Below are 14,049 nucleotides of genomic sequence, written 5' to 3'. Positions count from 1 at the left end.
CATGACCCACCTGGAAATTCGAGACCTGCGGGTCGAATACCCGACCCGGAAAGGCACTTTCGTGGCCGTCGAGGATGTCAGCCTGACAATCGACTCGGGCGAAATCGTCGGCGTGGTCGGCGAAAGCGGCGCCGGAAAATCGACCGTCGGCGCCGCCGCCATCGGGCTGATTTCCCGCCCCGGCAGGATCACGCGCGGCGAGATCCGGCTCACCGGCAAGCGGATCGACCCGACCGACAGCCGGCAGTTCTCCGGCCTGCGCGGCAGAAAGATCAGCATGATCTTTCAGGACCCGCTGACCTCGCTCAATCCGGTGGAAACCGTCGGCGCCCAGCTGATCGAGACGATCCGCCTGCATCTGGGGATGAACGAGGCAGAGGCACGCGCGCGGGCCGTCGAATTGCTGGACAAGGTCGGCATCCGCGACCCGGAACATCGGGTCGACGATTACCCGCACCAGTTTTCCGGCGGCATGCGGCAGCGCGTGGTGATCGCGCTGGCGCTTGCCAGCGAGCCCGAGGTCATCATCGCCGACGAGCCGACCACGGCGCTCGACGTCTCGGTTCAGGCGCAAATCCTCAAGCTGCTGCGCAGGCTCTGCGACGAGCAGCGGGTCGCGATGATCCTGGTGACCCACGACATGGGGGTGATCGCCGAGGTGACCGACCGGGTCGCGGTCATGTATCGCGGGCGGATCGTCGAAACCGGGCCGACGCGGCAGGTGCTCTCCGCCCCCGAACATGCCTATACGCGCAGCCTGCTCTCTGCGGTTCCGCCGATCGACCGCAAGCTCGACCGGTTTCCGCAGGTGACCTATATCGAGGATGCGGGCTATCCGGCCGTCGATCTCGGGAACCACTGGCTTGGCGAGGCGCGCGGTTTCGACGAGATCGACACGCCGCTGCTGGAGTTGCAGGATGTCTGCCTCGACTTCCTCTCGCGGCCCAGCTTCCTGCCGTCGCGGCGCAGCTGGTTTCGGGCCCTCGACCACATTTCGTTCAAGATCGCGCCCGGCAAGACCTTTGGTCTGGTGGGCGAAAGCGGCTCGGGGAAATCCACGATTTCCCGGGTCATCACCGGGATATACCGGCAGAAATCCGGCAGCGTGCGCTTTGCCGGCAAGGACATCTCCAGCCTCGACGCCCGGGGCACGACCGAGATGCGGCGCCAGATGCAGATGGTGTTTCAGGATCCCTATTCCTCGCTCAACGCCCGCCAGCGTGTCGGTTCCATCCTGATCGAGCCGATCCTGCTGCACAAGCTCGCCAGCTCGCGCAAGATGGCCTGGGAGATCGCCGAGGATCTGCTGCACATCGTCGGGCTCGGCAAGGCGGCGGCGCGCAAGTTTCCGCACGAGTTTTCCGGCGGGCAGCGGCAGCGCATCTCCATCGCCCGCGCGCTGGCCACGCGCCCGCGCTTTCTGGTCTGCGACGAGCCGACGTCGGCGCTGGATGTTTCCGTGCAGGCGCAGATCCTCAACCTGCTGCGCGATCTGCAAGACCAGCTTGGCCTGACGATGCTGTTCGTCTCGCACGATCTGGCGGTGATCCGGCAGATGTGCGACGAGATGGCGGTGATGCGGGCCGGCAGGATCCAGGAGCAGGGCGTCGTCGAAGAGCTCTACGAGCAGCCAAAGCATCCCTACACGTCCGAGCTTCTGTCGCTCGTTCCCCGCTTCGCGACCGCCTGCTAGCGGACCGTCCGGAAGAGCATTGTCTCCCTGCCCCGAACCGGCACCGGTTCGGGGCCATCGTCAGGGCAACACCGATTGCTCCGACTTGAAGCAGCGCAGCGACAGGCTCGATCGCGAGCTGCGGATCCCCTCGATCTTGTAGAGCTTTTCCCGCAGGAACTCTTCCAGATCGCGGTTGCTTGCGACGGCGACCTTCACGAAACAGTCGAACTCCCCCGTCGTGATATGCACTTCGAGCACCTCCGGAATCGCCGCGATGCTCTCGCAAACCGCCTCCAGCGGATAGTTCTTGTGATCCCCCAGAGACACTTCGATCAGCGCGGTCTCGGGGCTGCCAAGCGCCGCCATGTCGAGCCTTGCGGAATATCCCCGGACGATGCCCGCCTTCTCCAGCCGGCGCACGCGCTGCCAGCAGGGCGGCGGCGAGAGCCCCACCGCGTTTGCAAGCTGGGTGTTCGGCTGACGCGCGTCGCGCATCAGCTCGGCAAGAATCCTGCGGTCGATCTCGTCGAGAGAAATTGTCATCTGCGAGCCTGAAATATCTGAATGCCATTCAGGATAATAGCAACTATATATTTCCGCAATACGCCAAAACCTAATAACAAAGAACGACAATTTTGCCGCAATCCTCATAGTTTCATGTCGTCGGGAGAGCCCGACCAAACATGACGAGGGAGTTGCCGTTGGACGTATTCATAGCATCCGCAAAGCGCACGCCGCTTGGGACTTTCCAGGGCGCGCTGTCCGGCCTCTCCGCACCGGAACTCGCAGGCGCGGCCATCGCAGAGGCCTGCAAGCAGGGCCCCGTCGCCCCCGGCGTTGTCGATGAGGTCGTGCTTGGCAATGTCCTTGCCGCCGGTCTCGGTCAGGCCCCCGCGCGGCAGGCAGGCGTTCATGGCGGGCTGCCGCTCAGCGTTCCGGCCACCGCTGTCAGCAAGGTCTGCGGATCGGGCATGCGCGCGGTCATCGACGCCTCCGACCGCATCGCCGCCGGCAGCGCGAATATCGTCGTCGCGGGCGGCATGGAGAGCATGAGCCGCGCGCCCTATCTCAGCGACAAGACACGCGGCGGCGCCCGGCTCGGGCATATCCGCATGATCGACCACATGTTCCATGACGGTCTCGAAGACGCTTATGACCGCGGTCGCCTGATGGGAAGCTGCGCCGAGGAATGCGCGCAACGCTATGGCTTCACCCGCGAGGATCAGGACGCCTATGCGGAACGGTCCATCGCCCGGGCGCAGGCGGCGCTGCAAGAGGGGCGGTTCGCGGCGGAACTCTGCCCGGTGACCGTAAGGCACAGGAAAGAAGAGCGCACCGTCTCGCAGGACGAACAGCCCGGTCTGGCACGCAGCGGCGGGTTGTCGCGGCTGCGCCCCGCCTTCAGGGAGGCCGGCACGATCACCGCCGGCAACGCCTCGACCATTTCGGACGGCGCGGCAGCGCTGGTGGTCGGCAGTGGCGCCGCCCTGTCTGCGGCGGGCGCCCGCCGGCGGGCCCGGATCGTCGGCCATGCCGGGCACGCGCAGGAGCCGGTCTGGTTCAGCACGGCCCCCGCGCCTGCGGTGCGAAAACTGCTCGACAGGATCGGCTGGCGGGTCGGCGATGTCGATCTCTGGGAGGTCAACGAAGCCTTCGCCGTGGTCGCCATGGCCTTCATCCGGGATCTCGACCTCGATCCGGAACGGGTGAACGTGAATGGCGGCGCGGTGTCGCTCGGCCATCCCATCGGCGCCTCCGGCGCCCGCATCATCGTCACCCTCCTGCATGCGCTCGAAGCGCGCAGGCTGAAGCGCGGCATCGCCACCATCTGCATCGGCGGCGGCGAAGCGCTGGCCGTCGCCATCGAACGGGAGTGAGACCATGAGCCCCAACATGACCGACGAACAGCGGATGATCCGCGACACCGCCCGCGATATCGCCCGCAAGGTGCTGGCGCCCGGCGCGGCGGCGCGCGAGGCGGCGGGAGAAATCGAGCCCGGGCTGCGCGACACGCTGGCAGAGCTCGGCTTTCTCGGCATGACGATCCCGCCCGACTGGGGCGGGGTCGGCGCGGATTACATCTCTTATGCGCTGGCCCTGATGGAAATCGCGGCGGGCGACGGCGCCGTCTCGACCATGATGTCGGTGCACAACGCCCCGTTTCTCGCCATCCTCGACCGCTACGGCACTGACATACAAAAGGAACAGTGGCTGAGGCCCGCCGCCGAAGGCCGCTTCATCGGCTCCTTTGCCCTGACCGAGCCGCAGGCGGGCACCGATGCCGCCGCCCTGCGCAGCCAGGCGCGGCGCGACGGCGATCACTATGTGCTGACCGGGTCAAAGCAGTTCATCTCCTCGGCGCGCATCGGCGGCGCCACCATCGTCTTTGCGGTGACCGATCCCGGCGCGGGCAAGCGGGGCATCTCGGCCTTTTATGTCGAGAACGATACGCCCGGGTTCATCGTCGGCGCCGCCGAAGCCAAGCTTGGCCAGAAGGCATCGGACACCTGCGCGCTGAGCTTCGAAGATCTGCGTATTCCCGCCGGCAACAGGATCGGCGACGAAGGGAAAGGCTATTCCATCGCGCTCTCCTCGCTCGAGGCCGGGCGCATCGGCATCGCGGCGCAGTCGGTCGGCATGGCGGAGGCGGCGTTCCGCATCGCGCTGGACTACAGCCAAGACCGCACGTCCTTTGGAAAGCCGCTCATCGAGCATCAGGCCATGTCGTTCCGCCTTGCCGATATGGATGCGCGGATCGAGGCGGCGCGTCAGCTCGTGCTGAATGCCGCGCGGCTCAAGGATGCGGGCGCGCCCTGCCTGCGCGAAGCCGCCATTGCCAAGCTGATCGCGAGCGAGATGGTGGAGACCGTCACCAGCGCCGCGATCCAGGCCCTCGGCGGCTATGGCTATCTCGAAGAATACGGCCTCGCGCGCATCTACCGCGATCAGCGGGTCTGCCAGATCTACGAAGGCACCTCCGACGTGCAGCGCATGATCATCGCACGGCATTTCAACAGCGGAGCATCAGCATGAATATCGGACCAGACACACCGGCCGTCGTGGTCGGCGGCGCCTCCGGGCTGGGCGCGGCGGTGGCCCGCCATCTCGCGCAGAGCGGTGCCCCCGTGGGCATTCTCGATCTCGATGCCGGGGGCGCGCGGGCGGTGGCGGACGAGATCGGCGGCCATGGCGCCGCGGCGGATGTGACCGACCCCGATAGCCTCGCCACCGCGCTGGCGGCCCTGCGCAAGGCTCAGGGTCAGGAGCGCATCCTGATCTGCTGCGCCGGCATCGCGCCCGCGGCCAAGACCGTCTCGCGCGGGGCACCGCATGACGCGGCCCTCTTCGCCCGCGTGCTGAGCGTCAATGTCGCCGGCACGTTCAACGCCGCCAGCCAGTCCGCCGCCGGCATGACGCAGGCGAGCCCCATGGGCCCGGACGGAGAGCGCGGGGTGATCGTGCTGACCTCTTCGATTGCCGCCTATGAGGGCCAGATGGGTCAGGTGGCCTATGGCGCCTCCAAGGGCGCGGTGGCCGCCATGGTCCTGCCCATGGCGCGCGATCTGGCCAGCCACGGCATCCGGGTCATGGCCATCGCGCCCGGGGTCTTTGCGACGCCGATGGTGACCGGCTTTCCGCAGGAGGTGCAGGACGCCCTCGCCGAAACCTCGGAATTCCCCAGACGGCTCGGCGCGCCACATGAATTCGCCGAACTTGCAACCTCCATCGTCGGGAACTCCATGCTCAACGGCAGCGTGATCCGTCTCGACGCCGCCACGAGGATGACCTCGAAATGACCCTCAAGACCTCTCTGACCTTTCCCGGTCCGCCGGCGCGCCCGGGCGGAACACCGGATTTCTCCGGGCTGCACCTTGCCGAGGCCGAGACCTTCGGCGTGCCGCCGCTCGATGTGGCGGCGACCGGCTGCGCGGATCACGCAAACGGCCTGATCCGCGTGCTGAACGACGCGGGCGAGGCCGTTGGCCCCTGGGCCGAGTATCTCGGCGAGGGACAGGCCGACGCGCTGCTTCAGGGGCTGCGGGACATGATGACGTCGCGCCTCCTCGACCAGCGGATGATGAACGCGCAGCGGCAGGGCAAGACCTCGTTCTACCTGCAACTTACCGGCGAAGAAGCCATCGGCTGCGCCGTCCAGCGGCAGTTGCGCAAGAGCGACATGAATTTCCCGACCTACCGGCAGCAGAACCTGCTGATCTCGGCGGGCTATCCGCTAGAGCCATTGCTGGGGCAGCTCTATTCCAACGCCTTCGATCCGCTGGAGGGGCGCCAGCTTCCGATCATGCACTCCGCGCGGGATTACGGGTTTTTCTCGATCTCCGGCAATCTCGGCACCCAGTTCGTGCAGGCGGTGGGCTGGGCCATGGCCAACGCGCTGACCGGCGGCGACGACATCGCCGTCGGCTGGATCGGCGACGGGGCCACGGCATCGAACGATTTCCACACGGCGCTGCTCTCGGCCTCGGTCTACAACCCGCCGGTGCTGCTCAACGTGGTCAACAACCAGTGGGCCATTTCGACCTATACCGGCGTCGCGCAGGGGCGCGGACACTCCTATGCCGCGCGGGCGCTCGGCTACGGCGTTCCGGCGCTGCGGGTGGATGGCAACGATTATCTGGCGGTGACGGCGGTCACCAGATGGGCCACGGAACGGGCGCGCGCCGGCCACGGGCCGGTGCTTGTGGAATGGGTCACCTATCGTGCCGCCGCGCATTCCTCCTCCGACGATCCCAGCGCCTACCGGCCAAGGGACGAGGCCGCGGCCTGGCCGCTCGGAGATCCCATCGAGCGCCTCAAGGCGCATCTGATCGCGCGCGGCGACTGGAGCGAGGAGCGTCACGCGCAGGCCGAGGCGGAGATCCTGTCGGAGATCCGCGAGGTCCAGAAAAAGGTCGAGGCCGCCGGCACGCAGGTCGAGCCGCAGGACATGTCCGCGCGCGGCATTCTCGAAGGCGTGTACGCGGAGATGCCGGAACATCTGCGCCGGCAGCGCCAGGAAATGGGGGTCTGACATGGCTGGCATGACGATGATCGAGGCGCTGCGCAGCGCCATGGATGTGATGCTGGAGACCGATCCCGGCGTGGTCGTCTTCGGCGAGGATGTGGGCTATTTCGGCGGCGTGTTCCGCTGCACGGCGGGGCTTCAGAAGACATACGGCGAACCGCGCGTCTTTGACACGCCGATCAACGAAAGCGCCATTGTCGGCCTCGCCGTCGGCATGGCAGCGCAGGGCATGAAACCCTGCGTGGAAATGCAGTTCGCCGATTACGTCTTTCCCGCCTACGATCAGATCACCCAGGAAGCCGCCCGGCTGCGGCACCGGTCCAATCAGCAGTTCTCCTGCCCGATGGTCATCCGGATGCCGACCGGCGGCGGCATCTTCGGCGGCCAGACCCACAGCCAGAGCCCCGAGGCGCTGTTCACCCATGTCGCCGGGCTGAAAGTCGTGCAGCCCTGCAACCCCTACGATGCAAAGGGGCTGTTGATCGCCTCTATCGAGGATCCCGATCCGGTGATCTTTCTGGAGCCGAAGCGGCTTTATAACGGCCCGTTCAGCGGCGATCACACCGCGGTGTCGCAGGGCTGGAAATCGCATGAGCTGGGCGAGGTGCCGGACGGGCATTATGCCGTCCCGCTCGGCAAGGCCCGCATTCACCGCGAAGGCAGCGCGGTGACGGTGCTGGCCTATGGCACCATGGTCTTTGTCGCCGAGGCGGCGGCGAAAGCCACCGGGATCGACGCCGAGATCGTCGACCTCAGATCGCTTCTGCCGCTCGACCTGGAGACCATCGAGGCCTCGGTCCGCAAGACCGGGCGTTGCGTGGTGCTGCACGAGGCCACCAAGACCTCGGGCTTTGCCGGCGAGCTGATCGCCGTCGTGCAGGAGGCCTGCTTCTATCATCTCGAGGCTCCGATCCTGCGGGTCACCGGCTGGGACGCGCCTTATCCGCACGCTCAGGAATGGAGCTATTTCCCCGGACCCGAGCGTGTCGCCCGGGCTCTCGAAACCGCGCTGGAGGACTGACATGGCGACGAGAACCATCAAGCTGCCGGATGTCGGCGAAGGCGTCACCGAGGCGGAACTGGCCGAGATCCAGGTCAAACCCGGCGATCACGTCCGGGAGGACGATCCTGTCGCCGCGGTCATGACCGACAAGGCCACCGTGGAGATCACCTCTGTCTATAGCGGCAAGGTCGTCTGGGTCGCGGGCGAGGTCGGCGACACGCTGGCCGTCGGCGCGCCGCTCCTGAAGATAGAGACTGACCAGCCGGAGGCAGACAGCGCAGACGGCGACCCGGCACCAGAGGCCGACACGCAGGCGCCCGCCGCCGCCCCGACCCGGTCGCGGCAAAGGCGCCCGAGAAACCCGCCGCCGCGCCGGCGGCACGGCCCGCGGCGGCAAGCGGCCCGGCTACGCCGCCGCGTCCCGAAGGCGCCGCCGTTCTGGCCTCGCCCGCCATCCGGGCGCGGGCACGCGAGGGCGGGATAGATCTGCGCCAGGTCCGGGGCAGCGGCCCGGCGGGCAGGATCACCCAGGCGGATCTCGACGCGGTGTTTGACGGCTGGTCGCCGCAGGCGCCCGACATACGCCCCACGGCGCCGGACGAGACCATCAGGGTCACCGGTCTGCGCCGCAAGATCGCCGAACGGATGAGCGAGGCGAACAGCCGCATCCCGCATATCACCGTGGTCGAGGAAATCGACGTCACCGATCTCGAGACGCTGCGCAGCAAGCTGAACGCCGAGCGCGGCGACCGGCCAAAGCTCACCATGCTGCCCTTCCTGACTGCGGCGCTCGTCAGGCTGCGCGAACAACACCCCGAGATGAACGCGCATTACGACGACGATGCCGGCGCGGTCCACCGGTATGGCGCGGTGCATGCGGGGATCGCGACGATGACCGATACCGGGCTGATCGTGCCCGTCCTGCGGCACGCGGAACGGCGCGATCTGTTCGATACGGCGGCGGAAATCGGACGGCTGGCCGAGGCCTGCCGCGCCGGCAAGGCCCGGCGCGAGGAGCTCACGGGCTCGACCATCACCATCACCTCGCTGGGCCCGCTCGGCGCGCTGGCCACCACCCCGATCATCAACCGGCCCGAAGTGGCCATCCTCGGCGTCAACCGCATGGCCACGCGGCCGCACTGGGACGGCACCCGCTTCGTGCCGCGCAAAATGATGAATATCTCGGCCAGCTTCGATCATCGCGTGATCGACGGCTGGGACGCGGCGCTGTTCGTCAACCGGATCAAATCCATGCTGGAAACCCCCGCCATGATCTTTGTGAAAGGCTGAGCCCATGAACACTCTCAACTGCAAGGTGCTGGTGATCGGCGGCGGCCCGGGCGGCTATGTCTGCGCGGTGCGCGCGGGACAGGCGGGGCTCGACACCATCGTCGTGGAGAAGGCCCGCGTCGGCGGCACCTGCCTCAATGTCGGCTGCATCCCGTCCAAGGCGCTGATCCATGTCGCGGAAAAGCACCATGTTCTGACCGAAGCCGCGCGGGGAGACTCCGCCCTGGGGCTGAGCGCGAGCGCGCCGGGGATTGACCTTTCCCGCACGCAGGTCTGGAAAGACGGCATCGTCGAGGGCCTGACATCCGGGGTGGCGGGGCTCCTGCGCAAGGCCGGCGTCCGGCAGATCGAGGGCACCGCCACCATCGTCGACGGCAAGACCGTGCGCGTCGAGACCGATGCCGAGCCGGTCACCATCCGCTGCGAGGCGCTGGTGCTTGCCACCGGGTCGGTGCCCGCAGACCTGCCGGGGCTGCCCTTTGGCGGGGCGGTGCTGTCCTCGACCGACGCGCTGGGCCTGACCGAACGGCCCGAGACGCTGGCCATCGTCGGCGGTGGCTATATCGGGCTGGAGATCGGCGGCGCCTATGCCAAGCTCGGCACCAAGGTCACCGTGGTCGAGGCGGCAGAGACGATCCTCCCGCAATACGACACCGCGCTGACCAAGCCTGTCATGGCGCGGATGAAGGCGCTTGGCGTCGCCTTCGAGCTTGGCGTACAGGCAAAGGCGCATGATGCCGAGAAAGCTGTCCTGACCGTGGCGCGCGGTGATGAGGAGACCGGTATCGCGGCGGAGAAGGTCATGGTCGCGGTCGGGCGCCGCCCCGTGATCGAGGGGACGGGGATCGAGTCCCTGTCGCTCGATATGGAGGGCCGGTTCATCAGGATCGACACGCAGTGCCAAACGTCGATGCGGGGCGTCTATGCCATCGGCGACGTGACCGGCGACCCGATGCTGGCGCATCGTGCCTTTGCACAGGGCGAGATCGTGGCGAAACACCTGGCCGGAGACAGCGCGCACTGGGACAAGCGCTGCATCCCCGCCGTCTGTTACACCGATCCCGAGATCGTCACCGTGGGCCTTCTGCCCGACGCCGCCCGCGCGGCGCAGGAGACAACCGCCACCGCCGTCTTTCCGCTTCAGGCCAACGGGCGGGCACTGACACTGGAGCGCAAGGACGGCTTTGTCCGGGTGGTCTATGACAAGCAGAACGAGCTTGTTCTGGGCATTCAGGCGGTGGGCGCCGGTTGCGCCGAAATGGCCGGGGAATTCGCGCTGGCCATCGAAATGTGCGCGACCCTGACGGATATCGCGGAAACGATCCACGCCCATCCCACGCTGGGCGAGACGCTACAGGAAGCGGCGCTTTCTGGACGCGGCCTTGCCTTGCATATCTAGGCGGAGCATCCGGTCTCGTCCGGCATGTCGGTCGGTGCGCGCCGCGTTCGGATCGGCGCCGGTCTGCGCGCCCCTTTGATTCGTCCGTCTAGATGACGATTGGCACGACATGCCCGGGACATGCGGCGAAGAAAAAACTTACAAAATTTATGGGACTCCGGCCTGTCAGCCGCCGAGACCCAGCCGTCGCCGCATGGCGCTGCGCAGATCCCGGTCGCGCGGGGCAGGGGCTTTCAGCACGCAGGTGGCGTAGAGCCGGCCGCCCTCGACCGCATAGAACCGGCAGCACCCGCCGCGCCCGCGAAAGGACATGAGTCGGGGCGGTTCGCTGCCATCGGCCAGATCGAGCTCGAAGAAATGCAGTTGCGGGTTGTGCAGCGGCGAGCCCGCGCCTTTCATGATCTTCAGCGCCAGATCCTTGGTCATGGGCTGCCTTCCGATCTCCCTTCCGGCCATGAGAAACGCCGCCGCGATCGCATCGGCGACCAGTCGCCAGAACGCGGCGGGGGCAAGGCCGGTGAGAGCACTCAGCCGCGAGATCAGCGGCGCGGAATGACGCTCGATCTCGCTGCGGAACCGGTCGGTGAGCTCCGGCGTCGGGGCGCGCTCGGCCTGCCCGCCGGTCGCGGCGGGATCGGGCGAGAGAAAGCAGAGATGCATCCGCCGCAGCGGCGGCCCGGGGTGGTCGGGCGGCGTCGCTTCGGTCTGAAACCGCAGCGCCACGTCGTCCGGGGCGAGGCTTGGCACGATCCGGTGGATGACGAAAAGCGGCGCGAGCACCGCCATCAGCGTCGCGAGATAATCCGACAGCATGAAGGTCGCGCAGGCCTTGCGGTCGGCGCCTTCGCAAAAGCTGCGCTGGTAGGCAAAGGCCTCCTCCAGCGCCGCGTCGTCCGTGAAATAATCATGACATGTCAGTCCGTTACGGGCCGATTCTGAGATATCGCAGGAGGCGCGGGCGCCGCCGGGTAGCGCAATCGCCTCAAGTGCCGTCTGAAGCCGATGCCGGTCGGTCCCTTTCGGGTCGGGACTGCCGTCGCTCATGATGTCTCGCCTCGTCATTTGCCTCGACAACAAGACCATTGAGCGGGGCGTTTTCGGACATCGGACGCCCGCGTATCTTATTCTCGGCAAGGGGCAGAGTCAGAGCTTTGCCGCGCCGGCGATCAGCGGGAGGTCGGGATATGGCCGCCTCCGGGCCGTTGTGTGCCGGTCATCCTTTCGGCTCGTCCGCAAACAGCGTCCCGGCCATGAAGTCGACAAAGACCCGCAGCTTCGGCGACATGTGCCGGCTCGACGGCCAGTAGATGCGGAACTCGGCGGTGCCTGTCACCGCAGTGTCGAACAGCGCGACAAGCCGCCCGTCGGCGCAATGGGCGCGCACGGCGAAATCGGGCAGGCAGGCGATGCCCTGGCCGTGCTCGGCCATGTCGAGCAGCGGCTCTATGGCGCTGGTGATCGCCGTGCGGGGCAGCGCGCTATCCGGCACTCCGTCGATATGCCAGGGTTCGAGCTTGCCGGTGCTGGGATAGCGGTGATGAAGGCAGCGATGCCGGGTCAGGTCCGAGACGCTCCGGGGCATGCCGTGCCGCTCGAAATAGGCCGGTGCGCCGACGATGCGAAAGCGCGAAGTGCCGAGACGGCGCGTCATCAGGCGCGAATCCGTTGGCGCGCCGGTGCGGATCACCGCGTCGAATCCCTCCTCGATCACATCGACCAGACGGTCGCTGAAATCGAGATCCAGCGCGATCTCGGGCCAGGCCCGCATGAAGGCCGAGAGGGTCGGCATCATCAGCATCCCGACCCGTGGCAGGCTGACGCGCAACTGCCCGGCGGGGCGCGTGCGGGTCTGTGCCAGCTCCGCCTCCGCCGCCGCCATCTCGCTCAGCACGCGGCGGCAGCGTTCGAGGAACATCTGCCCCTCCGGCGTCAGCGTGATCGCCCGGGTCGAGCGGTGGAACAGTCGCACACCGAGCCGGTCCTCGAGCCGCGCGATCGCTTTGCCCACCGCCGACGGGGACACGCCGAGCTGCCGCCCGGTGACGGTGAAGCTGCGCGTTTCCGCCGCTTGCACAAAGACGTTCAGGGCGCCGAGGCTGTCCGTGGGGATCGGCATGGCGGACATTTTAGTCCGAAGTCATCGGAATTGAAGCCTGTTTTTCCGCAATGGCAAAGCCCTCAGAGTCGCTCAGACATTTCAACCGACTGAGGACACAAGATGATCTGCACTTTCCGATCGGCTCGGGTGACAGGCCGTGCTCTGCCCGATGGGCGCTCCGCCCCCGATGCGCGGGAGGCCACCCATGAGTGATATGCCCATGACAGCCACGGCCCGCGCCACCGGGGCAGCGTTTCCCTGGGCGGGTCTGCTGGCGCTCTCCATGGCGGCTTTCATCACCATCCTGACCGAAGCCCTGCCGGCGGGGCTGCTGCCTGCCATCGGGCAGGGGCTGGGCGTCTCGGAGGCCGGGGCCGGGCAGTTGGTGACGGTCTATGCCATCGGCTCGCTGGTGGCCGCGATCCCGCTGACGACCCTGACGCAGGGCCTGCGCCGAAGGCCGCTGCTGATGACTGCCATCGTCGGCTTCCTGATCGCGAACACGGTCACGGCGTTGTCGACCAGCTATGCGCTGACGCTGCTGGCGCGCTTCGTCGCCGGGGTCGCGGCGGGGCTGCTCTGGGCGCTGGCGGCGGGCTATGCCGCGCGCATGGCGCCCGATCACCTGAAAGGGCGGGCGATTGCCGTCGCCATGGCGGGCACGCCGCTCGCCCTGTCGCTCGGCGTGCCCGCCGGCACCTTCCTCGGGGCGATCCTCGGCTGGCGCGCCTGTTTCGGCCTGATGAGCCTTCTGACGCTGGTCCTGATCGTCTGGGTGCTGGCCAAGGTGCCCGATTTCGCCGGAGCGCCCGCAGGCCGGCGCCGCACCCTGCGCAGCGTTCTGAGGCTCCCCGGCATCCGCCCGGTGCTCGGCGTGGTGCTGAGCTTCGTGCTGGCCCACAACATCCTCTATACCTACATCGCGCCTTTCCTAGCCGGCGCCGGGATGGTCGAACGCACGGATGCCGTGCTGTTGGTCTTCGGCCTTGCCTCGCTGGTCAGCATCTGGATCGTCGGGGTGCTGATCGACAGCCGGCTGCGGGCGCTCACCCTTGCCAGTATCGCGCTTTTCGCGCTGGCGGCGGGGATGTTCTGGCTCTGGCGCGATGCGCCGCCGGCGATCTATGCGGCCAGCGCGATCTGGGGGCTGGCCTTCGGCGGCTGCGCGACGCTGTTCCAGACCGCCAGCGCCAAGGCTGCCGGCCCGGCGGCGGATCTGGCACAATCCATGCTGGTGACCATGTGGAACACCGCGATTGCCGGCGGCGGGCTGGCGGGCGGGCTGCTGCTCGGGCGCCTGGGGCCGGAGAGCCTGGCGCCGAGCCTGTTGATCCTGATCGCCCTGGCCTGGGGGCTGAGCTTTGCGGCGCGGGACCACGGGTTTCCGGCAGGAAAACCATAGGGCGCCCGAAAAAGGGCGCCCGGGTCGGGGTGACGTGTATCGCGGCGACCGAGGGGCGCGCGCCGGTCAGGCTCAGCCGCTCGTCGAGATCCAGCTCTCCCCGGTCGGCCCGGTGCAGGCGGAGCCCGAACCGTGTGTCCGGCGAGACCGATTCCCACA

The 14,049-nt window shown here is 67.5% G+C and carries 13 protein-coding genes; 10 read left to right on the top strand and 3 right to left on the bottom strand.

Annotation, left to right across the window (positions count from 1 at the left end; all coding sequences use genetic code 11):
- Nucleotide 1: 1 nt before the first annotated feature.
- Nucleotides 2-1,693, top strand: coding sequence for a dipeptide ABC transporter ATP-binding protein (locus Ga0080574_RS04340; protein ID WP_076705670.1), 1,692 nt, complete (start codon nt 2-4; stop codon nt 1,691-1,693).
- 60 nt (nt 1,694-1,753) lie between these two features.
- Here the strand turns inward: Ga0080574_RS04340 and Ga0080574_RS04335 are convergent, their stop codons facing one another.
- Entirely contained in the window at nt 1,754-2,218 is a 465-nt protein-coding gene (locus tag Ga0080574_RS04335; RefSeq protein ID WP_156876279.1) for an Lrp/AsnC family transcriptional regulator, read from the bottom strand.
- 158 nt (nt 2,219-2,376) lie between these two features.
- On the opposite strand from Ga0080574_RS04335, the gene Ga0080574_RS04330 reads away from it, so the two are divergent.
- From Ga0080574_RS04330 to lpdA, 8 genes are all read left to right on the top strand, one after another.
- Nucleotides 2,377-3,552, top strand: coding sequence for a thiolase family protein (locus tag Ga0080574_RS04330; protein WP_237219321.1), 1,176 nt, complete (start codon nt 2,377-2,379; stop codon nt 3,550-3,552).
- Between the two features lie 16 nt (nt 3,553-3,568).
- Nucleotides 3,569-4,708, top strand: a complete 1,140-nt coding sequence (locus tag Ga0080574_RS04325) for an acyl-CoA dehydrogenase family protein (protein WP_380659126.1) — start codon at nt 3,569-3,571, stop codon at nt 4,706-4,708.
- A complete protein-coding gene (locus Ga0080574_RS04320; RefSeq protein ID WP_076695474.1) occupies nt 4,705-5,472 on the top strand; it encodes an SDR family NAD(P)-dependent oxidoreductase in 768 nt (255 codons plus the stop codon). Before Ga0080574_RS04325 ends, Ga0080574_RS04320 begins: the two co-directional genes overlap by 4 nt.
- A complete protein-coding gene (locus Ga0080574_RS04315; RefSeq protein WP_076695472.1) occupies nt 5,469-6,704 on the top strand; it encodes a thiamine pyrophosphate-dependent enzyme in 1,236 nt (411 codons plus the stop codon). The genes Ga0080574_RS04320 and Ga0080574_RS04315 overlap by 4 nt, the downstream gene beginning before the upstream one ends.
- Before the next feature lies 1 nt (nt 6,705).
- Nucleotides 6,706-7,719: an alpha-ketoacid dehydrogenase subunit beta gene (locus tag Ga0080574_RS04310; RefSeq protein ID WP_076695470.1), complete on the top strand. Its 1,014-nt coding sequence runs from the start codon at nt 6,706-6,708 to the stop codon at nt 7,717-7,719.
- Nucleotide 7,720: 1 nt separating this feature from the next.
- Complete coding sequence (locus Ga0080574_RS26830) at nt 7,721-8,185, top strand: biotin/lipoyl-containing protein (RefSeq protein ID WP_335743518.1); 465 nt, start codon at nt 7,721-7,723, stop codon at nt 8,183-8,185.
- A gap of 62 nt (nt 8,186-8,247) precedes the next feature.
- Nucleotides 8,248-8,991, top strand: a complete 744-nt coding sequence (locus Ga0080574_RS26825; RefSeq protein ID WP_335743517.1) for a dihydrolipoamide acetyltransferase family protein — start codon at nt 8,248-8,250, stop codon at nt 8,989-8,991.
- Nucleotides 8,992-8,995: 4 nt separating this feature from the next.
- Entirely contained in the window at nt 8,996-10,390 is a 1,395-nt protein-coding gene (gene lpdA / locus Ga0080574_RS04300; RefSeq protein ID WP_076695468.1) for a dihydrolipoyl dehydrogenase, read from the top strand.
- 165 nt (nt 10,391-10,555) lie between these two features.
- On the opposite strand, the gene Ga0080574_RS04295 is transcribed toward lpdA, so the two are convergent.
- Both Ga0080574_RS04295 and Ga0080574_RS04290 read right to left on the bottom strand, forming a co-directional pair.
- Nucleotides 10,556-11,434: a ferric iron reductase gene (locus Ga0080574_RS04295; protein ID WP_076695466.1), complete on the bottom strand. Its 879-nt coding sequence runs from the start codon at nt 11,432-11,434 to the stop codon at nt 10,556-10,558.
- A 169-nt stretch (nt 11,435-11,603) separates the two neighbouring features.
- Complete coding sequence (locus tag Ga0080574_RS04290; protein ID WP_237219320.1) at nt 11,604-12,506, bottom strand: LysR family transcriptional regulator; 903 nt, start codon at nt 12,504-12,506, stop codon at nt 11,604-11,606.
- Nucleotides 12,507-12,693: 187 nt separating this feature from the next.
- On the opposite strand from Ga0080574_RS04290, the gene Ga0080574_RS04285 reads away from it, so the two are divergent.
- Nucleotides 12,694-13,890, top strand: coding sequence for an MFS transporter (locus tag Ga0080574_RS04285; RefSeq protein WP_237219319.1), 1,197 nt, complete (start codon nt 12,694-12,696; stop codon nt 13,888-13,890).
- Nucleotides 13,891-14,049: the final 159 nt, after the last annotated feature.

Source organism: Salipiger abyssi, assembly GCF_001975705.1.
Lineage (GTDB): Bacteria > Pseudomonadota > Alphaproteobacteria > Rhodobacterales > Rhodobacteraceae > Salipiger > Salipiger abyssi.
This window is presented reverse-complemented; position numbering and strand designations above follow the sequence as displayed.

What these genes read in the sequence shown, in the direction of transcription:
- Ga0080574_RS04340 (WP_076705670.1), top strand. Translation starts at nt 2, where the DNA reads ATGACCCACCTGGAAATTCGAGACCTGCGGGTCGAATACCCGACCCGG.
- Ga0080574_RS04335 (WP_156876279.1), bottom strand. Translation starts at nt 2,218, where the DNA reads ATGACAATTTCTCTCGACGAGATCGACCGCAGGATTCTTGCCGAGCTG.
- Ga0080574_RS04325 (WP_380659126.1), top strand. Translation starts at nt 3,569, where the DNA reads ATGACCGACGAACAGCGGATGATCCGCGACACCGCCCGCGATATCGCC.
- Ga0080574_RS04320 (WP_076695474.1), top strand. Translation starts at nt 4,705, where the DNA reads ATGAATATCGGACCAGACACACCGGCCGTCGTGGTCGGCGGCGCCTCC.
- Ga0080574_RS04315 (WP_076695472.1), top strand. Translation starts at nt 5,469, where the DNA reads ATGACCCTCAAGACCTCTCTGACCTTTCCCGGTCCGCCGGCGCGCCCG.
- Ga0080574_RS04310 (WP_076695470.1), top strand. Translation starts at nt 6,706, where the DNA reads ATGGCTGGCATGACGATGATCGAGGCGCTGCGCAGCGCCATGGATGTG.
- Ga0080574_RS26830 (WP_335743518.1), top strand. Translation starts at nt 7,721, where the DNA reads ATGGCGACGAGAACCATCAAGCTGCCGGATGTCGGCGAAGGCGTCACC.
- lpdA (WP_076695468.1), top strand. Translation starts at nt 8,996, where the DNA reads ATGAACACTCTCAACTGCAAGGTGCTGGTGATCGGCGGCGGCCCGGGC.
- Ga0080574_RS04295 (WP_076695466.1), bottom strand. Translation starts at nt 11,434, where the DNA reads ATGAGCGACGGCAGTCCCGACCCGAAAGGGACCGACCGGCATCGGCTT.
- Ga0080574_RS04290 (WP_237219320.1), bottom strand. Translation starts at nt 12,506, where the DNA reads ATGCCGATCCCCACGGACAGCCTCGGCGCCCTGAACGTCTTTGTGCAA.
- Ga0080574_RS04285 (WP_237219319.1), top strand. Translation starts at nt 12,694, where the DNA reads ATGAGTGATATGCCCATGACAGCCACGGCCCGCGCCACCGGGGCAGCG.